The 26363-nt window shown below is 45.7% G+C and carries 22 protein-coding genes; 21 read left to right on the top strand and 1 reads right to left on the bottom strand.

Annotation, left to right across the window (positions count from 1 at the left end; translation table 11 throughout):
* Positions 1-36: 36 nt before the first annotated feature.
* The 15 genes from thrS (at position 37) to MHB71_RS16085 (ending at position 16994) form a co-directional block, all read left to right on the top strand.
* On the top strand, positions 37-1974 hold the full coding sequence (gene thrS / locus MHB71_RS16155; protein WP_036610058.1) for a threonine--tRNA ligase: 1938 nt from the start codon (positions 37-39) through the stop codon (positions 1972-1974).
* Between the two features lie 437 nt (positions 1975-2411).
* On the top strand, positions 2412-2942 hold the full coding sequence (locus tag MHB71_RS16150) for a 3D domain-containing protein (RefSeq protein ID WP_340030182.1): 531 nt from the start codon (positions 2412-2414) through the stop codon (positions 2940-2942).
* A gap of 112 nt (positions 2943-3054) precedes the next feature.
* Entirely contained in the window at positions 3055-3270 is a 216-nt protein-coding gene (locus tag MHB71_RS16145; RefSeq protein WP_036610057.1) for a hypothetical protein, read from the top strand.
* A gap of 198 nt (positions 3271-3468) precedes the next feature.
* Complete coding sequence (gene liaF, locus MHB71_RS16140) at positions 3469-4497, top strand: cell wall-active antibiotics response protein LiaF (RefSeq protein WP_036610055.1); 1029 nt, start codon at positions 3469-3471, stop codon at positions 4495-4497.
* A gap of 3 nt (positions 4498-4500) precedes the next feature.
* On the top strand, positions 4501-5526 hold the full coding sequence (locus tag MHB71_RS16135) for a sensor histidine kinase (protein WP_036669825.1): 1026 nt from the start codon (positions 4501-4503) through the stop codon (positions 5524-5526).
* Positions 5527-5544: 18 nt separating this feature from the next.
* A complete protein-coding gene (locus tag MHB71_RS16130; protein WP_017689597.1) occupies positions 5545-6207 on the top strand; it encodes a response regulator transcription factor in 663 nt (220 codons plus the stop codon).
* 148 nt (positions 6208-6355) lie between these two features.
* Positions 6356-8020, top strand: a complete 1665-nt coding sequence (locus tag MHB71_RS16125; RefSeq protein WP_100529498.1) for a trypsin-like peptidase domain-containing protein — start codon at positions 6356-6358, stop codon at positions 8018-8020.
* A gap of 175 nt (positions 8021-8195) precedes the next feature.
* Positions 8196-8885: a response regulator transcription factor gene (locus tag MHB71_RS16120; protein ID WP_036610048.1), complete on the top strand. Its 690-nt coding sequence runs from the start codon at positions 8196-8198 to the stop codon at positions 8883-8885.
* A gap of 1 nt (position 8886) precedes the next feature.
* The gene (locus MHB71_RS16115; protein WP_340026912.1) at positions 8887-10347 is read left to right on the top strand and encodes a HAMP domain-containing sensor histidine kinase; all 1461 of its coding nucleotides are present in this window, start codon (positions 8887-8889) and stop codon (positions 10345-10347) included.
* Between the two features lie 67 nt (positions 10348-10414).
* Entirely contained in the window at positions 10415-11368 is a 954-nt protein-coding gene (locus tag MHB71_RS16110; protein ID WP_340026911.1) for a 4-hydroxy-3-methylbut-2-enyl diphosphate reductase, read from the top strand.
* 286 nt (positions 11369-11654) lie between these two features.
* The gene (gene aroF / locus MHB71_RS16105; RefSeq protein WP_036610039.1) at positions 11655-12719 is read left to right on the top strand and encodes a 3-deoxy-7-phosphoheptulonate synthase; all 1065 of its coding nucleotides are present in this window, start codon (positions 11655-11657) and stop codon (positions 12717-12719) included.
* 413 nt (positions 12720-13132) lie between these two features.
* Entirely contained in the window at positions 13133-14557 is a 1425-nt protein-coding gene (gene glnA / locus MHB71_RS16100) for a type I glutamate--ammonia ligase (protein ID WP_036669830.1), read from the top strand.
* A 362-nt stretch (positions 14558-14919) separates the two neighbouring features.
* Positions 14920-16008: a 3-phosphoserine/phosphohydroxythreonine transaminase gene (gene serC, locus MHB71_RS16095; protein ID WP_076318316.1), complete on the top strand. Its 1089-nt coding sequence runs from the start codon at positions 14920-14922 to the stop codon at positions 16006-16008.
* 96 nt (positions 16009-16104) lie between these two features.
* On the top strand, positions 16105-16572 hold the full coding sequence (gene trmL / locus MHB71_RS16090; protein ID WP_017689589.1) for a tRNA (uridine(34)/cytosine(34)/5-carboxymethylaminomethyluridine(34)-2'-O)-methyltransferase TrmL: 468 nt from the start codon (positions 16105-16107) through the stop codon (positions 16570-16572).
* A 167-nt stretch (positions 16573-16739) separates the two neighbouring features.
* Positions 16740-16994 (top strand): AbrB/MazE/SpoVT family DNA-binding domain-containing protein, encoded by a 255-nt coding sequence (locus tag MHB71_RS16085; protein WP_036610032.1) that lies wholly within the window; start codon positions 16740-16742, stop codon positions 16992-16994.
* Positions 16995-17096: 102 nt separating this feature from the next.
* Here MHB71_RS16085 and MHB71_RS16080 read toward each other — a convergent pair whose 3' ends face one another.
* Positions 17097-18020: a serine hydrolase gene (locus tag MHB71_RS16080; protein WP_340026910.1), complete on the bottom strand. Its 924-nt coding sequence runs from the start codon at positions 18018-18020 to the stop codon at positions 17097-17099.
* A 473-nt stretch (positions 18021-18493) separates the two neighbouring features.
* Between MHB71_RS16080 and MHB71_RS16075 the strand changes: the two genes are divergently transcribed.
* From MHB71_RS16075 to MHB71_RS16050, 6 genes are all read left to right on the top strand, one after another.
* A complete protein-coding gene (locus MHB71_RS16075; RefSeq protein ID WP_340026908.1) occupies positions 18494-19258 on the top strand; it encodes an alpha/beta hydrolase family protein in 765 nt (254 codons plus the stop codon).
* Between the two features lie 11 nt (positions 19259-19269).
* The gene (locus MHB71_RS16070) at positions 19270-20229 is read left to right on the top strand and encodes an ABC transporter permease subunit (protein ID WP_017689585.1); all 960 of its coding nucleotides are present in this window, start codon (positions 19270-19272) and stop codon (positions 20227-20229) included.
* An 18-nt stretch (positions 20230-20247) separates the two neighbouring features.
* A complete protein-coding gene (locus MHB71_RS16065; protein WP_036610027.1) occupies positions 20248-21150 on the top strand; it encodes a carbohydrate ABC transporter permease in 903 nt (300 codons plus the stop codon).
* 53 nt (positions 21151-21203) lie between these two features.
* Complete coding sequence (locus MHB71_RS16060; RefSeq protein WP_340026907.1) at positions 21204-22799, top strand: ABC transporter substrate-binding protein; 1596 nt, start codon at positions 21204-21206, stop codon at positions 22797-22799.
* A 98-nt stretch (positions 22800-22897) separates the two neighbouring features.
* A complete protein-coding gene (gene bglX, locus MHB71_RS16055; protein WP_100529494.1) occupies positions 22898-25063 on the top strand; it encodes a beta-glucosidase BglX in 2166 nt (721 codons plus the stop codon).
* A gap of 77 nt (positions 25064-25140) precedes the next feature.
* Positions 25141-26157, top strand: a complete 1017-nt coding sequence (locus tag MHB71_RS16050; protein ID WP_100529493.1) for a LacI family DNA-binding transcriptional regulator — start codon at positions 25141-25143, stop codon at positions 26155-26157.
* Positions 26158-26363 lie beyond the last annotated feature (206 nt).

Raw genomic sequence — 26363 nt, 5'->3', positions numbered from 1 at the left:
GACACAAAGGTTACATTAACAGGAGGAATGAGACAAATGGCAGTGAACATTAAATTACCGGATGGTTCGGTACGTGAGTACGCGGATGGCAGCAGCATTGAGGACGTAGCCGCTTCAATTAGCAGCGGATTGCGCAAAAATGCCGTAGCCGGCAAACTGGATGGTATCGTGGTGGACTTGTCCACAACACTTCATGAGGGAGCATTGGTGGAGATCGTAACTCTGGATTCACCAGAAGGACTTGAAGTGATGCGTCATAGTACAGCTCACTTGATGGCTCAAGCAGTGAAACGTTTATATGGTAACAAAGAGGTACGACTCGGTATCGGCCCTGTCATTGAAGATGGTTTCTACTATGATATGGACCTCGAACATGCGCTCAATCCTGAAGATCTGCAAAAGATCGAGAAGGAAATGGAACGTATTGTGAATGAGAACTTGCCAATTGTACGTAAGGAAGTTAGCCGCGAGGACGCGATCAAAACGTTCGAAGAAGTGGGCGATCCTTACAAACTTGAGTTGATTCGTGATTTGCCAGCGGACAGCGTGATTACGATTTATGAGCAAGGTGAATTCTTCGACTTGTGTCGTGGCCCTCACGTACCATCAACTAGCAAAATCAAAGTGTTCAAACTGATGAATGTCGCGGGTGCTTACTGGCGTGGAGATAGCAAAAACAAAATGCTTCAACGTATCTATGGTACGGCTTTTGTGAAAAAAGCACAGCTGGACGAGCATTTGCACTTCCTCGAAGAAGCTAAAAAACGGGATCACCGTAAGTTGGGTAAAGAGCTGGAAATGTTCACATTCTCCCAACTGGTCGGTCAAGGCTTGCCAATCTGGTTGCCTAACGGTGCGAAGCTGCGCCGTACTCTGGAGCGTTATATTGTGGATCTGGAAGAAAGCCTGGGATACCAGCATGTATACACACCAGTTCTGGGTAACGTGGAATTGTACAAAACATCTGGACACTGGGAGCACTACCAGGAAGATATGTTCCCGAAAATGGTAATGGATAACGAGGAACTTGTTCTCCGTCCAATGAACTGTCCTCACCATATGATGGTGTACAAGTCCAGCATGCACAGCTACCGTGATCTGCCAATCCGTATTGCAGAGCTTGGTATGATGCACCGTTATGAAATGTCGGGGGCGTTAACAGGTCTGCACCGTGTACGTGCGATGACACTGAACGACTCACACATTTTTGCACGCCCGGATCAGATCAAAGAAGAGTTCGCTCGTGTTATCGAGTTGATTCAAACAGTCTATAAGGATTTCGGTATCAACGAATACCGTTTCCGTCTGTCCTATCGTGATCCGCAGGATACTGAGAAATACTTCCAGAACGACGAGATGTGGGAAATGTCCCAACGCATGCTGCGTGAAGTTGTGGAAGAGCTTGACCTTCCATTCTATGAAGCAGAAGGTGAAGCGGCGTTCTACGGTCCGAAGCTGGATGTTCAGATCAAAACAGCTCTGGGCAAAGAAGAGACATTGTCTACGGTTCAACTGGACTTCCTGTTGCCTGAGCGCTTTGAACTTGAATATGTGGGCGATGACGGACAGAAACATCGTCCAGTCGTTATTCACCGCGGTGTAATTAGTACAATGGAACGTTTCACAGCATTCTTGCTGGAGAACTTTGCAGGAGCTTTCCCATTGTGGTTGTCTCCGGTACAGGCAAAAGTGATCCCGGTATCCGGAAACTTCGACGATTATGCGCGTGAAGTGGAAGCGAAACTGAAACGTGCGGGAATCTCTGCTGAAGCCGATCTGCGGAACGAGAAGCTTGGATATAAAATCCGTGAGGCGCAGCTTGAGAAAATGCCTTATATGTTTGTTGTTGGTGAGAATGAGCGTAATGCAGAAGCCGTATCCGTGCGTAAGCGTGGAGAAGGCGATCTGGGCATGAAACCGGTCGATGAAATTATCGCTCAATTGAAAGAAGAAATTGCAACACGTTTGGTATAAATGAACAAATGATCTATCAGATAACCAGTGCATAATTTGCGCTGATCACTCTGCATAACGTCTGGATAACATGGGATTGACCTATGTTATTCAGGCGTTTTTTCGTAGTGTTTGCAGTAAAAAGTATAGATTAATTGCTTTTTGGAAAACCTTTGCAGTGAGGGGGAGGTTATACAATGAAAAAGCAATTCTCAATTCAAAAGAAACATATACGGGGTTTATTGGTTGGCTGTGTGATGTTCGCCGGGATGATGATTAACCTGAATCAGGCGGATGCCTATACATTTGAAGAGGAAAGTACAGTACTGCATATCGAGAGTCAGAGCAGCGGCAGTGAAGGTCCGAAAATTGAAACATCGAGCAAGTCTGATCAAGAATTTCCAGAACAGGTTAGCCATCAATACAGCGACGAGGCCCAGCTGACGACCATGGTGTATATGGCTTTATTGTGGTCACCGCAACCGATGGTCATTCCAAGGCCTGAGCTTCCTGAGAAACAAGTGGCAGAACCGTCTATGCCGGTGCTTGCTCCGCGTTCAGAACAAATCCTGGGTACACAAAAGGTTACAGCAACGGGATATACGGCAGGTGTGGAGTCTACAGGAAAAGGACCCAAACATCCTCAATACGGAATTACGTATTCTGGTGTCAAAGTACGTCGTGATAAAGAAACAGTTTCCACGATTGCAGCTGATCCAAAATTGTTCCCAATGGGTTCCATTCTGTATATTCCAGGCTATGGTTACGGAATTGTTGCAGATACTGGTTCAGCGATCAAAGGTAATAAAATCGATCTGTATTTCCCGACAACCAAGCAAGTGTACAAAGAGTGGGGCAAAAAAGATGTGGAGGTACAGGTGATCAGGCAAGGCGCTGGAAAGTGTACAGAAAAGATGCTCAGCGAGTTGGCCGATGCAATCGATGTGTACAAATCTGTACCTGATTCGTGGTTGGACAAGGCCATTTAATTTCACATGTTGAACATGAATAACTGAAGTGCTCTCTTCACATAATACTGACTGGGGACGAACCCCGCGGTGCAGCAATGCATCGTAAATATGAAGAGAGAGGTGATTCGTTGTGGCTAAAAAATCACAAGGGTACCAAACGCCAAACGAGAAGTACAATGCAGAGTTTGGAGAAGAGAATGCAGCAGCAAAAGTGAAGCAATCCGCTCAAAACAAAGTACAAGATAATTTCCAAACACCTGATGAAAAATACAATGCCGAGTTCGGTGTAGAAAACACAGGCCAAACTGGCCAAGGTCAAGGCAAAGCATCAAAATACAAAAAATAATTGAAGATTCATTAATCAAATGATGATTCAGCACCCTGGAGCAGCAGCTCCGGGGTGTTTTACATATGCGAAGTTTTTTACATTAATATCCTCCCATCTCAGTCTCGAGACCGAGATGAATTCCACCTGCCGCCGCTGTTCTCATTGTCTTGTCTGAGTTACACTGATTACATAATACAGACAAAGGAGACATGAGCGATGAAACGATCGACGCGTGACCGCTGGTGGGTTGGCATACCTCTTATTGCTATTGGTGCGATGATCTTGTTCAGACAATTGGGATATGACATTGATGTAGGATATATTTTCAGAACATATTGGCCGTTATTTCTAATCTGGTGGGGGGTCAAAGGAATATCCGAGATTCGTCGCAACGGGGGTTACGCCTTTATTGGACCGGTAATTGTACTGGCGATCGGTGGTTACTTTCTTGCCCGTAACCTGGGATGGATTGATTACTCCATGGGGGAGTTCATTCGTTATCTGATACCGGTTATGCTGATTGGCGGAGGATTGTTTGTACTGATCGGGCCACGACGTCGTGATCGGAAACATCATGACAAGATGCAGCCACCTCCAGCACCTGAGCAACCTTATAAACCGTTGGCTCCGGAGGATCTGGAGATGCCATCGTCGTTTGACGAACAGTTCGAGAAAACATTTGGCAAACCAAAACAGGAACAGAAGAACGATGCGCATGGCCCTCATTTCACAGGATCAACGGATTCATCATCACAAGGGCATCAATATAAGAAGAAACATCAATCGTATAACTCTAACGATACCGGATATGGAGAACATTATGATGATGGCTACGGAAATGGTTATGGGGATTATGGCAGTGGCAATACCATTAATAAATCGGCGTTCATCGGTGATCTGTACATGGGGCAGGAAGTTTTCTCGTTGAAACCAATGAACATCTCGGCTTTTATCGGAGATACCGTAATTGATTTGACCAAAGCACAGATTCCATACGGTGAGACGAAGATTGTCATTTCTTCATTTATTGGGGATGTGAAAGTATTTGTTCCAGAAGATATGGATCTGGGTGTGACGGTGACGACAAATTCCTTCATTGGAGATATGTCACTGTTGAACCAGAAACGCGGCGGATTCCTGAGTAGTGCCCAGGCTGAAACTGCCCATTACCATGAAGCTAGCAAAAAAGTACGGATTATTGTAAGTGTGTTTATCGGAGACGTCAAAGTGAATAAGGTGGGTTAATGCATGATTCGAACAATTCTCAAGGCCAATAAATGGGAACTGATGATGTATTTTGCGCTAACTGGTCTGATTACGCTGGGCGGATTCTATCTATTGTATGGAGAGGTGTTGATGGGGGCTGGTCGTCAGCGGGCATGGACCTATGTTGCTGTTGTTGTGCTGGCCACCGTTATCACCGGATATATCGCTGCATTACGGCTCCAACGCAAGATCGACCTGCTTGATCTCAACATGTTGAAAGTGTCCAAGGGTAATCTGGCAGTGCGCATGCCTGAAGCGGATGACGCTTCGTTTGGTCGTGTCTATCAGGAGTTCAATGTCATGATGGATTCGATTGAGAAAAAGATGAGACTGCTTCAGCGCCTCGGTGAGCAGGAAGTCATTGAGAAGGAGCAAGCCTCGGAGCGGGCTGTGCTTGAAGAGCGCAAACGAATGGCAAGGGACCTCCATGACACGGTTAGCCAGCAGCTGTTTGCCATGCATATGTCGGCTTCGTCTTTACCGCGACTGCTGGAGATGAATCCGGAACATGGTGGTAAAGTACTGGACCAGTTGATCCAGATGTCACATATTGCACAGCGTCAGATGCGAGGATTGATTGCCCAACTTCGACCGGTGGAGCTGGAAGGGCGTGACCTCACCGCAGCACTGGATAGTTGGTTTCCTGATTATTGCAGGCAGAATGGTCTTAAAGGTGTGAAAGAGCTGGAACTGGATGGCGGAATCTCGGATGCCATTGAGCACCAGCTGTTTCTTGTTATTCAGGAGGCGGTTGCCAATGTCGTGAAGCATGCAGAGGCTGGAGTGGTTAGTCTGTCCATACGGGAGAGTGAACATCAGATCAGCATGAGCATCAGCGATGATGGTCAGGGATTTTTACAGCAAGCGGAGCGTCCGGGTTCATACGGGTTATCTACCATGCGTGAACGGGCGGAGAAGCTTGGGGGGCAAGTTCAGATTATATCGAAACCGGGAGCGGGAACGACGGTACGGGTATTGATCCCGAAATTCCCGAACGTTCCTGAGTGAACCAGAGGGGGAGACGCAATGAGTGGTAAAGTAAACGTGATGATTGTGGATGACCATGATATGGTGCGCATGGGGTTGAAAACATATCTGATGCTGGAACCTACTTTTCATGTGATGGGAGAAGCGGGCCACGGGCAGGATGCGCTTGATCAGTTACGTAAGTTAAATGATAGTGAAATGCCGGACCTGATTCTAATGGATCTGATGATGCCTGTAATGAATGGCGCTGAAGCAACAAAAGCCATCATGACTGAATTTCCAGGGATGAAAATTGTGATGCTTACCAGTTTCCTGGAGGATGATCTGGTTGTGCAAGCGATTGAAGCGGGTGCGGTAAGTTATGTACTGAAGACAGTCTCTGCTGAAGAACTGATCTATGCTCTGCAAGGGGCCTATAGAGGCATGCCTGTTATGACAGGTGATGTGTCGCAGGCGTTAACCCGGGGAATCAGACAACGTACAGCGAGAGAGAGTGAATCGGGTCTGACTGAACGGGAGAAGGAAGTGCTGCTGCTTATTGCAGAGGGAAAGACCAACAAAGATATCGGAGAAGAATTACATATCAGTATCAAAACCGTCAAAACACATGTGAGCAACCTGCTGATGAAATGTGAGATGGACGATCGTACACAATTGGCCATCTATGCGCATCGTCAGGGTTGGGTGAAAACGAAAGGGTAAAATGCTGTCGTGACGGGGAAAAGAGTCTATTCTTACGTGCTTTTATCTCCTTTTTAATTGTTTTTAAGGTACGGTTAAGGTTTAAAGTACAAAATAAGGACAGTTAAAGAATATCTCTTGGGAATAAGAGATTGGGAGGTAGAGAGGCATGGATGAACGCAACTATAGATCGAACCGTCAAGACGAGGAAAACGAAACCAAACAAACGGAGAACCGCAATTCTTCCGGAACGGACGAATCCTCCTATTATTATTCTTATGGACCTTTTCAGTCCGTGAATCAGGAAGATACAGCAAATCACATGGGAAGCAATAATCAACGTGAAGAAGGAAATGTAGAGATTACAAAACCTGATCCGGTGAGACCCGTACCTACTTACTATAATAGTGAATCATCTGAACAAGCGAAAAGATCATCATCAGGCGGTGGAAACGGCTCAGGTAACGGTGGAGATCAAGGGAATGGCGGCAAAGGCAACTGGAACTATAATAACCGCAAGCCACGTTCTTCCGTAAGATCACTTCTATTTTCCTTTATTGCCGGGATGCTGGTCATCACCGTTCTCATGTACACAGCTGATAGAACAAACATGTTCACACCGGAGACGGCACTTACGAACACGGACAATCAAAGTTCAGGACAGGAAGCGTCTACAAACACAGGCGGAGGCAACAATGTCACAGCGTCGTTACTGCCAACAGGCAAAGAAGATGTGTCTTCCGTAGTAACAAGTACAAGTCCGGCTGTCGTCAAAATCGAAACACTCGCGAAGCAGTCCTCACGTACAGGATTGGGTCAGGGTGGATCAAATACAAGTGATCCGCTGTACCAATACTTCTTTGGTAATGGCGGCGGAACGGAAGGCAATCAAGGCCAAAGCCAGCAACCACAAAGCGGTAATCAGCTTGTACCTATGGGCATTGGTTCCGGGTTCATTTTTGACAAAGAAGGATATATCCTGACGAATCAACACGTTGTTCAGGGTGCAGATGTAATCCAGGTAACGCTGGAGAACAACAGCAAACCTTATGAAGCTAAATTGCTGGGAAGCAGCTTTGATCTGGATTTGGCTGTATTGAAAATTGAGAAAAACAGTGGTGACGATGCGTTCCCTGTAGCTCCACTGGGCGATTCCAACAGTACTCAAGTCGGTGAATGGCTTGTAGCTATTGGTAACCCTGAAGGATTTGAACACACCGTTACAGCAGGTGTACTGAGTGCCAAAGAACGTACGATCAGCATTCCAGATGAAGAAACAGGAAAAACACGTGAGTACAGCCATTTGCTGCAAACCGATGCTTCGATTAATCCGGGTAACTCCGGTGGTCCGTTGCTTAACCTGAATGGGGAAGTTATCGGAATGAACGTTGCAGTAAGCGCAGATGCACAGGGTATTGGTTTTGCAATCCCGTCGAGCGTCATCTCTGAAGCCGTTAAATATCTTAAAGAGAACAAAGAAGTTCCCAAAGAGCCAGTACCCTTTATCGGTGCGTCTCTGATGGCTCTCACGCCTGAAGTTGCTAAACAAATGGGAACAGACGTTACCGAAGGTTCAGTTGTAGCCAGCACGATCTTCCAATCACCGGCTTACCAAGCAGATCTTCGTGCATATGATATCATCACAGGTGCCAACGGTACGCCTTATGCGACAAGTCAAGACCTGATTGATTTCATCAAGAAACAGAAAATCGGCAGTGAAGTGACATTAAACGTGGTGCGTGACGGTAAGAAAATGGATCTGAAAATCAAAATCGGCAATAAAAATGATTTTGATACTTCACAAACAACAGATACACAACAGCAGCAACCATAAATATAAGGTGAGGATTAACACAACGGAAGGGTTTGAAGGCCCTTCCGTTTTTTTGCCCTGATGAAGCAGGGTTACAATGGACCAGGACGGATTGGAGACGCCTACTTGAAGATGCAGATTGTGCTTCTGCCTGTTACAATGGGATAAAACGTTAGGATAAAGGAGAAAGACCACCATGCGCTCAACTATTTTGATTGTGGATGATGACGAAAAAATTGTATCCATGCTCCGCCGGGGGCTGGCTTTTGAAGGATATGAGGTACAGACGGCTTCCAATGGAGCTGAAGGCCTCAGCAAACTGATGGACAAGGAGCCGGACATCGTTGTGCTGGATGTGATGATGCCGCAGATTGACGGATTTGAGGTATGTCGCAGATTGAGAGAAGCAGGCAGTAAAGTGCCTGTGCTGATGCTGACGGCCAAGGATGAAGTACAGAGCCGGGTGACCGGACTGGACACAGGAGCCGATGACTACCTTGTAAAACCTTTTGCGCTGGAAGAATTATTGGCACGTGTCCGTGCATTGCTGCGCCGCAAGTCAGATAGTGCGGGTACGCCGGACAACCGCTTAATGTATGAAGATATCATTTTGGACAATGACTCACGTGAAGTATTGCGAGATGGGCAGCGTCTGGAGCTGACTGCCAAAGAATTCGAACTGTTGAATCTGTTCATGCAAAATCCAAGACGGGTACTGTCCCGTGATCTGATTATGGATAAAATCTGGGGTTATGATTACAGCGGTGAGTCTAACGTGCTTGAAGTATACATTGCCATGCTCAGACAGAAGACTGAAGAATACGGTGGCAAACGTCTAATCCAGACCATCCGGGGAGCCGGCTACATCCTGAGAGGTGACTCTTGATATGTCCATCCGGTTAAGACTAACCGCATGGTATTCTGGCATTTTGGCGGCTGTTCTTATCTTTTGGGGCGTTGTAATCTATGCCTTTGTTTATTTTAACTCCTATCAGGAAGTCGAACAGCAATTGAAGGTGAAGAGTACCCGGATTACGGAACAGATTGGTGTTAATCCTCTTTCACAGTCGTTGGATCTGGACCCATTTACAGAGAGTCAGCTTCAGGAGGCACAAATTTATATTCAACTCTGGGATTATCAGAGTCGCTCAGGCAGAATCTCGGGTAATATGGAGAAACTGCAGATTCAGTTTCCGGTATTAAAAGCCAATGAGATACTTAAAGACCGAGGCATATCCAAGATCTATGTGGATGGTACACCGTTTCTGGTGAATCAGCTTCCCCTTTCTCTTCAGGGAACCAATGAAGTACGTGGGATTCTTCAGGTTGGTGCGAATGTAAGTTCACAGGAGCGCTTGCTGGAAGCGTTGCTTAATATTTTGGTTTTTGGCTGGCTGGTAGCGATGGCATTGGCTATTACCTCAGGTCTCGTCTTGGCTCGCAAGTCGATGCGTCCGCTCGTGACTGTAATTGATGCCGCCAATCAGATTCAATCTGGAGATGACTTAAGTGTACGTATTCAATATGCCGGGCCGAAGGATGAGATCGGGCGTCTGATTGAAACGGTGAATAATATGCTTGAACGTACAGAATTGTCATTCCGTGGTTTGGAGGAGACGAATGCTGCTCAGCGCCGCTTTGTATCCGATGCATCGCATGAACTGCGTACGCCGCTGACCACCATTCGCGGGAACGTAGACTTCTTGAAGAAGCTGTGGGATCAGGAAGGAAGCGACCGACCGAATCTGGATGAGGAGACTGTCAAACAAATGTCGCTGGAAGCCATTGAAGACATGGCTGACGAGGGAAAACGTATGAGCAGGCTGATCAGCGACATGTTATCGCTGGCGAGAGCGGATACGGGTCAGAAAATTGAACTGAATCCGATCCCGCTGCAGATTCTCGTACAGGAAGTGGCACGCAGAGCACAATTTCTGGATCGTCAGGCAGACTGGCTTCCAGGAGATTTTTCCATCCTGAACGGCATTTATGTGAATGGGAGCAAGGACTATCTGCAACAGATGCTGTTTATTTTCATCGAAAATGCGTTTAAATACACACCTGAAGGCTCTGTGACGCTGGATGCCGTATTATACAAGGGCCAGGTGGGACTACGCATTAGCGACACCGGTATTGGGATGGATCGGGACGAAGTGCCGTTCATATTTGATCGTTTCTATCGGGCAGATGAATCCCGCGGGGCTACACCGGGCATCGGTCTGGGACTTTCGATTGCGAAGTGGATTATTGAGGAACACCATGGATCGGTTGAGGTTGTGACCAGACGTGGAGAAGGAACCACCTTTATTATCTGGTTGCCGGTTGTCTTTGCTCCGCCTATCGAATAAAGGTATAATAGACAGGACTGCAATTACATCGGCAACGTTGCCGAGAAAGAAAGCGGGTGGCAACCAAGTGGAAGTACTACGAATTTCGCCGCGGGGATATTGTTACGGCGTTGTGGATGCGATGGTGCTCGCGCGTCAAGCGGCACGCAATCTGGATTTACCACGACCTATTTATATATTGGGTATGATTGTGCATAACCAACATGTGACGGATTCCTTTGAAGATGAAGGTATTATTACATTGGATGGTCCGAACCGGATGGATATTTTGAGCCAAGTGGAGAGTGGCACGATTATTTTCACAGCTCACGGTGTATCTCCTGAAGTGCGCAAGTTGGCACGGGACAAAGGATTGACAACAGTGGATGCAACATGCCCTGATGTCACTAAGACCCATGATCTCATTCGGGAGAAGACGGCAGAAGGTTATCAGATCATCTATATCGGCAAAAAGAATCACCCTGAACCAGAAGGTGCCGTTGGTGTTGCACCAGATCTCGTTCATCTGATCGAGAAAGAAGAAGAGATCGAAGAGCTGAACGTATCTCCAGGCAAAATCCTTATTACAAATCAGACAACGATGAGCCAGTGGGATATCAAACACATTATGAGCCGTCTGCTGGAGAAGTTTCCGGGCGCAGAGATTCATAATGAGATTTGCCTCGCAACTCAGGTTCGTCAGGAAGCTGTTGCGGAACAGGCAGGTCAATCGGACCTAGTTATCGTGGTGGGTGATCCTCGCAGCAATAACTCTAACCGTCTGGCACAAGTGTCGGAGGAGATTGCAGGTGTTACGGCCTACCGTGTATCCGATGTTTCCGAGATTCAGCAAGAATGGCTGAAAGGTGTAAATAAGGTGGCGGTTACTTCGGGTGCATCAACACCAACACCGATTACGAAGGAAGTCATCCTTTACCTGGAGCAGTATGAACATGACAAGCCGGAGACGTGGGCGATCAAACGTACCGTGAACATGAGCAAACTGTTGCCTCCAGTTAGAGAAAAAACACGTACACCTTAGGAAATGTAAAAGTAAGTCTAAGTGTATGTGAATTAAAAACGAGATGTGAATGAGAAGAATCCTGTTATGCAGATCCGAATGTCGGAGCCTGTGGAGCAGGATTCTTTTTTTGTATATGGATAAGGAATGTGTACCTTGACGCAATCAGATAACTATGGTATATTCACTTTAACGGATAAAAGCTTAAAAGCGAACAAGCGTTTAAGCGCGACAGAGTTTTTATATTTAATCAGACGCACGTTAAGGAAATTATTGTGCTCTCATACAAGGAAGGATGGGAATTAATATGATCGTTATTGCAGGCAAAGCTACACCGGAGGAACAGATTCAGGATATCGTTGCAGTTATTGAAAAAGAAGGGCTTCAGGTGCATATCTCTCGCGGAGAGGATCGTACTATCATTGGTTTGATTGGTAAAGTTGAACCTAAAATGCAAGAGCATCTTCGCCAAATGAAAGGTGTCGAGAATGTCGTTAAAATCTCGAAGTCTTACAAATTGGCAAGTCGCGACTTCCATCCGGAAGATACGGTGATCTCCATCAAAGGTGTAGATATCGGCGGAAAAGAACTTGTTGTCATGGGCGGACCATGTGCGGTTGAATCCGCTGCACAGATTGATGAGATTGCAGGGCTTGTGAAAGCTGCTGGTGGGCAAGTGTTACGTGGTGGTGCATTTAAGCCTCGTACGGGTCCTTACAGCTTCCAGGGAACGGGTGTAGAAGGATTGATCATGATGGCGGAAGCAGGCAAGAAACATGATCTGCTGACCATTACAGAAGTCATGACACCTGAGTATGTGGATATTTGCGCCGAGTACGCAGATATTCTGCAAGTAGGCACACGTAACATGCAGAACTTTGACCTGCTCCGCAAATTGGGCGAGTGTGGTAAACCGGTATTGTTGAAACGTGGCTTCAGTGCGACATACGATGAATTGTTGAATGCGGCTGAATACATTCTTGCGGGTGGTAACCCAAATGTTATGCTGTGTGAACGTGGTATTCGTACGTTTGAATCCTACACACGGAATACGCTGGATCTGTCAGCGATCCCTGTTCTGCAGTCTCTGAGCCATTTGCCGGTTATTTCCGATCCGAGCCATGGTACTGGACGACGTGAACTGGTGGAACCGATGACAAAAGCTTCCGTTGCTGCGGGTGCCAATGGCCTGATCATTGAAATGCATACCGATCCGGATAACTCCATGACAGGAGATGGTGTGCAATCCTTGTTCCCTGACCAATTCGCCAACCTGTTGCAGGATCTGGAGAAACTGGCACCAATCGTGGGTAAATCATTCAGCACAGCCAAACAACCGGCAGAATTTTTCCCGGCACGTGTAGGCGTGTAATAAGAATTTCATAGTCAAGGTCTGGATCATCATCCGGGCATCTCCTCTGATCTCGTTCATTGCAACGGAATCAGATAGATGCTCGGTTTTTTGCATATTTTGCAGTTTTGAACGTATTTATTAATCAATAGTGATAAGAAATATTTATGATGTGAAGTTTTTCCCATGATTTAGGTTAAAATAGGGGTCGCTTTACCGCATTAAACCAGTTAAATGTATATAAAAATAGTTGTTATATGAATTTATGTTATTTATAAAGTGTGAGTATATCTAACATCCCTTCAAAAAATACCTTACATAAGTATTGACGATGTCATGTTTTAAAATTTATAATGACGACAGAAAAAAATTCGAATTTAGACATTTTCTTAGTGGGGTTGTTTAATGTTCGGAATATTTGGGAGGACGAATACATGTCGGTTGAAAACGTATTGAAATCAATTCAAGAGAACAACATCGAGTGGGTAGATTTTCGTTTTGTAGATTTAGCTGGTCGTGCACATCACATCTCGTTGCCAGCTTCGGCTGTTGATGCAGACACGTTCGTAAATGGAGTAGCTTTTGACGGTTCTTCTATCCAAGGTTTCCGCGGAATTGAAGAGTCCGATATGGTTATGATGCCAGACCCTGAAGCGACTTATGTCGATCCGTTCACTGCACACCCTACATTGAATGTTATGTGTGATATCTTCACTCCGGATGGCGAGCGTTATGAGCGTGACCCACGCAGCATCGCTGTTAAAGCAGAAGCTTTCCTGCAAGAAAGCGGCGTAGGTACAACAGCATTCTTCGCACCTGAATCCGAGTTCTTCATCTTCGACGATGTTCGTTATGAGAGCGGCACGAACAGCTCTTCCTACTTCGTAGATTCAGAAGAAGCTTCTTGGAATACCAACCGTCAGGAAGAAGGCGGAAACCTGGGCTTCAAAGTTCGTACTAAAGGCGGATATGTTCCAGTAGCACCAGTGGATACACAACAAGATATTCGTAGCGAAATGTGTCGCCTTTTGGAAGAAGCGGGCCTGTCGATCGAGCGTCATCACCATGAAGTGGCGACAGCGGGTCAAGCCGAAATCAACTTCCGTTTTGATACACTGAAGAAAACAGCAGATAACCTGCTTGCATACAAATACATCGTGCACAACACTGCACGTCAATATGGTAAAGTAGCAACATTCATGCCAAAACCATTGTTCGGTGATAATGGTAGCGGAATGCACGTTCACCAATCCATCTTTGATGGCGATTCCCCATTGTTCTATGACAAAGCGGGATATGCTAACCTGAGTGAAATGGCTCTGCACTACATCGGAGGTATTCTGTACCATGCTCCGGCACTGATCGCTTTGACTAACCCTAGTACAAACTCATTCAAACGTCTTGTACCTGGTTACGAAGCACCAGTTAACTTAGTTTACTCCAAAGGTAACCGTTCCGCAGCAGTTCGTATTCCGGTTGCAGCTGTGACACCAAAAGGTTGTCGTATCGAGTTCCGTACACCAGACTCCACAGCTAACCCATACTTGGCATTCTCCGCAATGTTGATGGCGGGTCTGGATGGAATCAAACGCAAAATTAACCCAACTGAGCTTGGATATGGTCCTCTCGATAAAAACATCTATGACCTGTCTGATGCAGATAAAGAAAACATCCGCAGTGTGCCAGCTTCCCTGGAAGAAGCACTTGATGCTCTGGCAGCTGACAACGAGTTCTTGACTGAAGGCGGCGTATTCACGAAAGACTTCCTTGATAACTACATCAACCTCAAACGTGATGAAGCGAAAGCAGTAGCGATCCGCATTCATCCGCACGAGTACAGCCTCTACTTCGACTGCTAATCGGTCGGGGTCGGAACAGTTCTTGTTCCAACTTAAAGCCTCCGGGACACGCTCTCGGAGGCTTTTCCTTGAATTAAACAATGTAGTGCTTTAACTTTGCAGGGTGATAAAGGAATTTGATGACCTGAATTCAACACTTCAGTGCATATTGCCCTTGAAGCAGATAGAGAATACTGATATCATAGCGATAATATTTACTTTGAGTGCATTTTGCACAAATCCATAGAGCGACTTTCAATAAGTAAGATATAGATCAAAATGTTTCAATTTGTCTATATCTTATACCCGTGAGCGATTCTAATCGAATTGTGCAAAATGCTGTTTGTATGTCAGAGTTACGGATGGAAAGGGCGGGGGATTTTGTGACAAAAAGAGCGTATAACTTTAATGCAGGACCTGCGGCGTTACCACTTGAGGTACTGGAGCGTGCACAGGCGGAATTTGTAGATTTTCGTAATACAGGCATGTCGATTATGGAGATGTCTCACCGTGGAGCGGTGTATGAGTCTGTACATAATGAAGCTCAGGAGCGGTTGTTGTCGCTTCTAGGCAATCCAAAAGGATACAAGGTCCTCTTTCTGCAGGGCGGTGCAAGCACTCAGTTCGCGATGTTGCCAATGAACCTGCTCGGTGCAGGGCAGACTGCAAGTTACGTGATGACTGGCAGCTGGGCGAAGAAGGCTCTGTCTGAGGCGAAGTTGATCGGCGAGACACATGTTGCTGCATCTTCAGAAGCAGAGAAGTTCATGAAATTGCCGGATGTTTCGAATCTGAGTTTGCCGGAACGTACGGCTTATGTACATCTGACTTCCAACGAAACGATTGAAGGTACGCAATTCAAGTCGTTCCCGGATACCGGTTCAGTACCTCTGATTGCGGACATGTCGAGTGATATTTTCTGTAAACCATTTGATCTTAATCAGTTCGGCATGATCTACGCGGGTGCACAGAAGAACCTGGGTCCATCCGGAATTACGGTTGTAATTGCTCGTGAGGAACTGGTGAGCGAATCGCCTAAAACGATTCCAACCATGCTTCGTTACAGCACACATGTAGATAACAATTCCCTGTACAATACGCCACCATCCTTCTCAGTATATATGGTGAATGAAGTATTGAAATGGATTGAAGAACAGGGCGGACTGGCTGGTATTGAGCAAAAAAATACGAAAAAAGCGGAATTGCTCTATAACACAATTGATGGTTCCGGTGATTTCTACCGTGGTTGTGTGGAACAAGAAGATCGATCCCTCATGAATGTAACCTTCCGTCTTGCTTCTGAAGAATTGGAGAAAAAGTTCATCAAGGCTTCGGAGGAAGAAGGATTTGTAGGTTTGAAAGGACATCGCAGTGTGGGTGGTCTCCGTGCCTCCATTTATAATGCTGCTCCTTATGAAAGTGTTAAGGCACTGACAGACTTCATGAGTCACTTCCAGAAGACAAATGGATAATTAAGTATAGGAGCCTTCCACATTGACGTGTGGAGGGCTTTTCTTTAAGATTAGAGGGTTGTCGTCAACATGAAATGAAAAGGAGATTGAACACATATGGCTTTACACATCGTTCTGGTTGAACCAGAAATTCCGGCGAACACAGGCAATATTTCGCGTACTTGTGCGGCAACCGGGACCCATCTGCATCTCGTACGTCCACTTGGATTTCGAACAGATGATGCTACATTGAAACGTGCAGGGCTGGATTACTGGCATGCTGTCCATATTGAATACCACGACTCATTTGCTGAGGTTCAGGAAAAATATCCGGAAGGTCGTTTCTTCTATGCAACTACGAAGGCCAAGAACCGATATAGTGATTTTAATTTTCAGGATGGGGATTTCCTCGTTTTTGGTAAAGAGACTAAAGGCCTGCCGCCTGAATTAATTGCTGCGAATCCCGATACATGCATGAAAATGCCAATGACTGGTGACGTTAGATCATTAAATCTGTCCAATTCGGCAGCAATTATTGTATATGAAGCGTTACGTCAGCTCAATTTCCCGGGGTTAGAAGGATAAATTTTGGTTATAAATGACGGCTAGAATTCGGAAAAAAAACATTTTTCAAAAAAAAGGACAAAAAATGTTTATTTCCAGCAGGATTCGACAAAATCTTGGCGAATCTATAAACATAGTACAAATGTACCTAGAAATTTAGAGTAAGATAGGAGAGGTGTGCCGTAGCTATGAAGCCAGCTGGAGTAGTTCGCAAAGTTGACCAATTAGGTAGGATCGTATTGCCTAAATCTTTGCGTAAAAGGTATCAAATGAATGAGGGAGATCCTGTAGAAATCTTAGTACAAGGGGACCATATTATCTTGGAGAGATATCGTCCAAAATGTATTTTCTGCGGATCCATCGAGGAAGTCAACGAGTTCAAAGAGCGTTACATATGCGCACAATGTTTAGATGAAATGACTCAGCTTCCACAACACGGATAAGAAATAACGTCATGGGGTCCATTGACCCCGTGGCGTTTTTTTTGTTTTATTCTCAATTGGATGGCATAATTGCAAATTGAAAAAAAAGATAAAATAAGTAGACTAACGCTGGGTGTAAAGGGGTAAAACCTCATTCCAGACGGCATTCAGGATGCCTTGCATATTTTCTTCCTCACTATTAATACATATGACAGCTTCCTTTGAGGGAATTACGATACACAACTGACCATAGGCGCCATCGGCGCGGTAAGCATCATGGGAACACATCCAGAACTGATACCCGTAACCTTTTCCCCAATCACCGTCTCCAGTCGTTTCGATCTGCTGGGACGTAGCCTGTCGAATCCAATCCGCAGGTACAAGCTGTCTGCCTTCCCAAAAGCCCTCCTGCAACAGTAACTGTCCAAATCGACTCAGTTCCTCATTGCTTATCCAAAGACCTGCACAGCCAAGCGTTACGCCGAGTGGAGAGGTTTCCCACTCTACATCATGGATGCCAAGCGGATCAAATAACCGTGGAGTCAGGTAATCTTTCACGGTTTGGCCGGTAGCAGCCTGTAGCATGGCTGAGATCATAAATGTATCCCCACTGCTATATGTAAATTGTTCTCCAGGTACCCGGTCCATAGGCAGAGACATATAATATTTCGCCCAGTCCTTTTCGGTCAATGAAGCTCGCTCATCAGCCCAAAGAGGGGGAGAGTCATGACCCGAAGTCATTCGGAGAAGATCACGCAGTCTCAATTCTTGCGGCGATGGGAGATTGCGCTGTGCGGCGGGTACATGATCATGATCATAAGAGAAATAATCACCAAGTGTCGCATCGAGATGTATCAGACCTTCTTCAAGCGCAAGACCAACGGCCATACACGTGAAGGATTTACTGATGGAATGTTGTACTCTGCGCTGATCCTTATCCCGGTCCCAATGGGCAAGCAGATGCCCTTTTTGTAATATGCGAATGGAAAAAACGTTCAATTGTTGCTCCGTAATCGTATGAATGAAACCTTTGAGTTGCTCAGACATATTAACCTCCCTAATATCAGGTGAAACCTGAGTAAAATCGGTTGGTGAAACGTTTCCGTAATTCGAATGCAAAATCAGAACCCATGTTAGTATAAACCTGGTTTGGTGTCAATTAAAGTTGTAATAGTACTTACTAAATTTTCATTTTTTCGTAATAATAGTGTCTTTGGACGCAAATTTAGACTTAAAAGAGCATTTTTTCGAGAAAAAAACGCGAAATTTGTAAAAAGGTTATTGACAGGATTTACTCATCGGGCTTATGATTTATTCGAAACGATTCGAAGAAATCGCTTCCACATTAAAAGTGTTGTAATGAATTCCATGTGAATCAACGTTGGCTATGTTTTGAAACGATTCGAGAAAATCGTTTCGATAACCCATCGTAATACAAGGGAATCTACAACAGCCTGCAATCCAACGCCAGAGAAACGAATGAGTAAAGACAGCAGGCGATGATGAGAGGGGTTACATTTATGGCACATATAACGATCGAAACTGGATCGCCAACCTTATGCATGAATACCAGCATACATGTTGTGTCCAGTGACTCCGGAGAGACTTCAGGCGGTACACTATATCTGTTGCACGGGGCAGGCGATAATGCGAGTACCTGGCAACGGTTAACCACAATTGAGATGTATGCAGCGCAATATGGCTGTACGATCATTATGCCGGAAGCGAATCGAAGCTATTACACCGATATGGAATACGGCCTGAATTACTTCCACTACATCACTCAGGAGTTACCTGAAATATGCAAGCGTCTGCTCAATCTGAATCCTGATCCGGAGAAAACATACGTTGCAGGTTTATCCATGGGTGGATATGGTGCACTGAAATGTGGACTAACTTATCCAGAGCGATATCGCAAAGTAGTGTCTCTATCCGGCGTAACGGATATCCAGACACGGCTTCATGATCCCCATATGCCAGCGATCATGATCAAGGAAATGAAAGCGGTTTTTGGAGAACGTTTACAGGTAAAAGCCGATCAGGATATTTACGCACTGTCGGCCAAGCTGCTGGAACAGGGTGTTCCTTTACCGGATATCCTCAGTTGCTGTGGCGATAGTGACCCCTTTGTAGAGATGAATCGCGACTATGCGAAATACATGCAGGGGACTGCCTTTGATTTTCGGTATGTGGAGACGCCGGGGGCTCATGAATGGAGATTTTGGGAGCACCACCTGAGAACGATGTTTGATTTTCTGTACAACGACAAGACCATAGTAGAGTGAGGAGATGCAATGTGAAACCTGCAGCCGAAGGACCTAGCAAAAAGCTGAAGGGAAACGTGAAGGGCAATTCGCTCTGGACTGAAATCTGGAAGCACCGAATGACATACACCCTGCTTATTCCGGGGCTTGTCTGGCTAATTCTGTTTGCCTACATGCCGATGGGTGGCCTGTCTCTGGCATTCAAAGATTACAAGGCCAACCTGGGCATCTGGGGAAGTCCATGGAGCGGATTCGAGAACTTCAAATATGTTTTCCGTGATCCAACCTTTATCGACGCAGTATGGCGTACGCTGTACATCAATATTCTGAAACTGATTATTCAGTTCCCGTTCCCAATTATTCTGGCGCTGTTGCTGAATGAATTGCGGATGCGCAGAGGGAAAAAATTGTTCCAAACCGTTCTTACGTTCCCGCACTTCCTTTCCTGGATCATCGTATCCGGGGTAGTCATCAATGTGCTGGCATATGACGGACTGGTAAATAGCGCGCTCGGATTACTCGGATTGCCAACGATTAACTTCCTGGGGTCTGAATCCAACTTTGTACCCATGTTGCTGTTGACTGATATTTGGAAATCAAGTGGATGGGGCGCGATTATATTCCTGGCTGCCATTTCCGGTATTGATCAGGATCAGTATGAATCAGCACAGATTGACGGGGCTTCCCGTATGCAACAGATGTTCAAAATTACTTTGCCGAACATCCTTCCAACCATCACAATCATGTTTATTCTCTCGGTTGGTGGATTGATGTCTTCCGGGTTTGACCAGATCTTCAACTTGGCAAATGCCGCTACCAAAAATGTATCGGAAGTACTCGATGTATATATCTATCGGATTACGTTCCAGTCATCTACCGATTTCTCATTCTCGACAGCGGTCAGCTTGTTCCGTTCCCTGGTGAATATGGCCTTGCTGCTTCTTGCTGACAGATTTGCCAAGTGGCTTGGCGGAGACGGATTGTTCCGATAAGAGAGGAGGAAAAATGAGATGAGCAAGAAAGCTAACAAAAAACCGAGAATTGGTACAGAAAAAATGACACTTCTCGATTACATTATTTTCGCCGTATTACTAGTGCTTGCCCTGATGATCCTGATTCCGTTCTGGAATGTCATCATGATTTCGTTTGCAACACAAAAAGAATATGCTGACAATCCATTTTTGATGTTCCCTAAAGAATGGACATTGGATTCCTACAAGGCATTGTTCGCTGACGGAACAATTCTGACGGGGTACAAAAATACAATTATATTGCTAGTCATCGGCTTGCCACTCAGCTTGTTCCTGACAACAAGCATGGCATATGGCCTTAGTCGCAACAAATTTCCGTTTAAGAAATTTCTCTTTTTCCTGGTACTGTTCACCATGATCTTTAATGGTGGTATCGTACCGCTGTACCTGATCATGAAATCACTTCATCTTACAGGTACGCTGTGGTCCGTTATCCTGGCGGGAAGCTTCAGTGCGTTTAACATGATTCTGATGATGAACTACTTCTACACCTTGCCTGAATCGCTGATGGAATCGGCGAGACTGGATGGAGCAGGAGAGTGGAGAATTTTGTTCTCCGTTGTTCTTCCGCTGGCTACACCAATTATGGCTACAATTACGTTGTTCTACGGTGTGGCTTACTGGAACAGTTGGTATGATGCGATGATATTCCTTCGAAAAGCGGATCAGTTACCGCTCCAGAATGTACTCCGAAATATTATCGTGACATCTACGACGAATGCATCCAATGCATCCAGTGTGGATGCTGCCCAGGCAAGCAACTTCTCAATGGGTATGAAGATGGCGGCCGTATTTGTCACCATGGTACCAATTATGTGTTTCTTCCCAATGCTGCAAAAACACTTTGCCAAAGGGGTATTAACAGGGGCAATCAAGACCTGATATACGTATAGGATACTGCAATAAAATTCTACTAAAAAACATGGGGGTAAAACATGAAAACGAAAAAAAAGTTGTCAGTAAGAGCTCTCTTTGCCATCACGCTTAGTGTAGTTATGCTGATGGTGACCGCTTGTTCCAGTCAAGGAGCTTCGGGTGGTAACGAAAAAGATGCAGAGGGAAATTACAAAGACAACCTGACCATCTCTGTAGCTAACCTGACAGAAATCAAAAACGGGAACCTGGATAATGACTTCCACAAGTTCTGGACAGACAAATTTAATTTAACATGGGACTACAACTATATCGATTGGGATTCATGGGGCGAGAAACTTCGTCTGTGGATCAACTCTGGCGACTTGCCGGATGTAGCGGTATGGAACTACGTACATGGCGATGCCATTAACAGCATTGAACAAGGTTTGTTCTACAAATTCCCGGATGACTGGAAAGAACGCTGGCCTAACGTGGCAGCAGCTTACAATTTGACGGGTCTTGGAGACAAGTTGGAAGAATTGACAGGTGGAACATATGTCCTGCCTAGACCAATCTATTTCGAAAACAAACCGGCTGACCCACTCACGAACCAAATTGGTGTCATTGCGCTACGTAAAGACTGGGCTGAAGCGGTTGGTTTTGAACTGAAAGATGCTTATACAACGACCGAATTGAACGAATATGCTGCACTAGTAAAAGAAAAAGATCCAGGCAAAGTGGGTAACAAACTTGTACCTCTGTCCTACAATGCGGCAGATGCCATGACAAACATGATTATGCCAAACAGTGTGCATGCCATGACTGACTCTCCGTTCTACAAAGGTGAAGATGGCCAATTCCACTGGGGACCAGCAGATCCTGAAACGCTGACAGGACTTAAATTGATGCAAAAAGCCTATAAAGATGGACTGCTCAATCCTGAGTTCTACACATGGAAAAACAATGAAGGTCAAAACAACTTCAAAGTAACAGGTACAGCTGCTGTAACAAGTCTGGGCGGACTGGCTTCGTACAGACAAGGTCTGGATTCCGATATGAAAAAAAATCTGGGTGTAGATAGTGATGAACTGGTACACACAGCAATCGTAGTAGGCGATGACGGTAAATACCGTAACATGGAACAAGCCAACTTCTGGTCTGCATTGATCTTCAATCCGGAGATTAGTGACGAGAAATTCGAACGGATCATGGATCTGATCGATTACTCCGCAACAAAAGAAGGACAGTTGCTCATCAACATGGGCTTTGAAGGAAAAGATTGGAAATATGATGAAAACAACGAACTCGTTAGCTTGTTGCCAGAAGGAACGGTATTGGAAGATAAATATCCAGCACGTTTCGAAGGTCTGTATCTGCTTGGTGACGACTTCAGTGTTGTAAACCCTGCAATCAAAAAAGATTACCGTGATAGAGCCGTGAAATTGTTCGAAGAAAAAGCAAAACTTGGTACAGAAGGCAAATCGCTTGCACCATACGATTGGGATGTCAACCTGTACGATTCCAAAGCTAAGAGTCAGGCTTCATTCGACTACCAGAATGAATATGCCAACTTGATCCTCAAAAACGGAGATCTAGAGGCAAACTGGAAAGAATGGGTAAACAGTAAAATGTCCCTGGTTCAACCTTATCTGGATGAGCTAAACGATAAATTCTAGTAATCATTCAGTAATTAATTTTGAACCCGGTGCGCGGTCTCTCCCCGAACGCAGCCGGGTTCTTTATTTCAACAACTTGTAGTGGAGGATACGATCAGATGAATAACGAGCAGTTGTTAGACCTGGTAAAACAGATGACGTTGGAGGAAAAAACAGCTCAGCTTCTTCAGTTGACTGCCAACTTTTATGAAGGAACAAATGTTGAAGGTCAGATCACAGGGCCGATGGAAGAGATGGGGATTACGGAGCAGTCCGTGGATGCCAGTGGGTCCATTCTGGGGTTGTCCGGTGCGCAGGCCATCATTGATGTACAGCAAGCTTATATGCAAAAAAGCCGTTTGGGCATTCCGCTTTTGTTCATGGCTGACGTAGTTCATGGATTCAAAACCATTTTCCCGATTCCACTGGCGATCGGTTGTTCATGGGACACAGAACTGGCTGAGAAAAGTGCTGAAATTGCAGCACGTGAATCAGCTGTATCCGGTTTGCATGTTACCTTTGCACCTATGGTGGATCTGGTTCGTGACCCGCGCTGGGGCCGTGTGATGGAAACGACAGGAGAAGATCCTTATCTGAACAGTTTGTTCGCGGCTGCGTTTGTACGTGGATATCAGGGCGACAGCTTGAAGGATGAGCCAGATCGTCTTGCAGCCTGTGTTAAACACTTTGCGGCTTATGGAGCGGCTGAGGGTGGTCGGGATTACAATACGGTGGACATGTCTGAGCGTAACCTGCGTGAGTACTATTTGCCAGCGTACAAAGCAGCGTTGGATGCGGGCGTGGAAATGGTCATGACTTCGTTCAATACGGTTGACGGTATTCCGGCAAGTGGCAATGAGAAGTTAATGCGCGGCATTTTGCGTGACGAGTGGGGCTTTGATGGTGTATTAATCTCGGATTGGGCTTCCATTCGCGAGATGATTGCGCATGGTGCTGCAGAAGATGATCGTGAAGCGGCATATCGTGCCATTCGCGCAGGAGTAGATATGGAGATGATGACACCTTGTTATGTACATCATTTGCCTGAACTGATTGAGAGTGGTGAAGTGGATGAGAAGCTCATTGATGAAGCCGTTCTGCGAATTCTGCAACTGAAAGAAAAGCTGGGATTGTTCGATAACCCACTTCGTGCAGCTGATCCTGAACGTGAACGTGAGATTGTATTCTCCAAAGAGCACCGTCAGGTATCGTATGAACTGGCAACGAAATCAGCTGTCCTGTTGAAGAATGATGAGAGCGTGCTTCCACTTCAACCTGACGCTAATGTTGCCCTTATTGGTCCTTTTGCACAGAGTCCTGATATTTTGGGCTGGTGGTCCTGCGAAGGAGTTAAGGAAGATGCAGTTAAGTTGGGAACAGCTCTGCAAGAACGCCTGACGGGTGGGAAAGTTCAATTTGCTCAAGGCAGTAATGTTCATACGATTACAGCTGAGCAGATTGCCGAAGCCCTGGAAGTGGCAAGCAAAGCAGATCTGATTGTCCTTGCTCTTGGTGAAGACTCCGAGATGAGTGGTGAAGGTGGCTCACGCACGGATATTCGTCTGCCAGCAGCCCAATTGGAATTGGTTAAACAGCTCAAAGCAGCGGGAAAACCGATTGCCAGCGTTATTTTCAACGGCCGTCCATTGGATCTGCATGGTGTAATCGATGAATCGGATGCGGTTCTTGAAGCCTGGTTCCCAGGCAGTGAAGGCGGAGCGGCGATCGCAGATGTTCTGACAGGTGTAGTGAATCCATCTGCACGTCTGACGATGTCTTTCCCGCAGTCCGTAGGTCAGATTCCGGTCTATTACAACCATTTCAATACAGGTCGTCCACTGAACCCGGAGAAGACGGAAGAACGTTATGTCTCCAAATACATTGACAGCCCGAATGAACCTTTGCTTCCGTTCGGTTATGGTCTCTCATACACTTCGTTCTCTTATGGTGATCTTGAAGTGTCAAGTAACGAGATGACTGCCGAAGAGTCCCTGAGCATTCAAGTACGTGTAACAAACACGGGTGAGCGCGCAGGCGTGGAGACCGTTCAGTTGTACGTTCGTGATGTAACGGGTGAAGTCGTTCGTCCTATGCGTGAGCTGAAAGGATATGTGAAGCTTGCACTGGCGCCAGGCGAGAGTGGTACAGCCACATTTACATTAAATGAAGAACAACTTCGATATCACCATTCCGACTTAAGCCACCGCAGTGATCGAGGTGAGTTCCATATTCTTGTGGGTGCAAACAGTCGGGATACTCAGAAGAAATCATTCAGACTTGTTTAATCCGGTGAATGGAAAGAGTAATGTGTCAGGCCTTTTGTTATGGAAGGCCTGATGAACATAACAGGGGAGCGAAGAATGTGGTCAGTATCAAGGATATCGCCAAACAGGCGGGAGTTTCCATCTCTACTGTGTCATATGCGCTGAATGGCAGCAACAAAGTGACCGATGAGACGAGTTCCAAAATTTTGGCCATTGCCAAAGAACTGAACTATGTTCCAAATGCCGCAGCAAGAACACTGAAGAAGAGGGAATCCAAAATTCTAGGTGTATTCTTGACCGATTTTAGAGGAGATGTGTATGGAGACTTGCTGAGTGGCATGAAAGCCGTATGTAATGCTCAAGGCTATGACCTGATCGTGTGCAGTGGTAAACAATCCCATCGCATGCTTCCAGAGAGAATGATTGATGGTGCGATCATTCTGGATCATACGTTTGCAAGTGAGGAACTAATGCAGTATGCCGATCGTGGGCACAAAATCGTTGTATTGGACCGTGAGATGGATCATCCCAACATTAATCAGGTTCTGCTGGATAATAAAGCCGGGGCGACACTTGCGATGGAACATCTGATTGAACAGGGACATAAGAAAATCTATGTGGTGACAGGACCGGAAGGTTCGTTTGACTCTGTGCAGCGGTTAAAGGCTGTGAGACAGGTTGCGGAACGTGAAGCCGATGTGGAATGGATTGAGATCACGGGAGATTTTGAGAAGAGTAGTGGAGAACAAGCCGCAGATCAGATTGTGCAGGTGTATGATGGACCCGCAGCGGTATTCTGCCTCAATGATGAGATGGCTATTGGCTTGTGTGATCGTCTGGCAGACAGTGCACTTGGCGTTGGTCAAGAGATTGATGTCATCGGATTCGACAATATTGAATTGAGCAAATACGTCCAGCCGAGATTGGCGAGCATTGATTATTCCAAGCGCAAGTGGGGATCACTCGCTGCTGAACAATTGATCAAAATTATTGCTGGAGAACCCGTTGATCATGAACGAATTTATGTGACATTAGTTGAGGGTGGGTCGGTGAGTGGGCCTATTCTGTCTGATTCTGTTATATCTATGCGGAATGACCGGGCGGTTAGCTATTGATCCCGAATACAGCAAGAGACAAGGCTTAGAAGAATCGAATCATTCTTTTAAGCCTTGTCTCTTGTTATTTCGAGGATGAAGCAATAGAAAAAGCCTCTCCGGAGAGAGGCTTGGCCTTTACAAGCCTTTTGTTTTGTCATTGTTGTAGGATGAAGTGAGAATGCCTGTAATGAAGAGAGTCAATACGATTGCAATAATCCAGAATG

It is taken from the genome of Paenibacillus sp. FSL H7-0940, assembly GCF_037979415.1.
In the GTDB taxonomy this organism is placed as follows: Bacteria; Bacillota; Bacilli; order Paenibacillales; family Paenibacillaceae; genus Paenibacillus; species Paenibacillus amylolyticus.
This window is presented reverse-complemented; position numbering and strand designations above follow the sequence as displayed.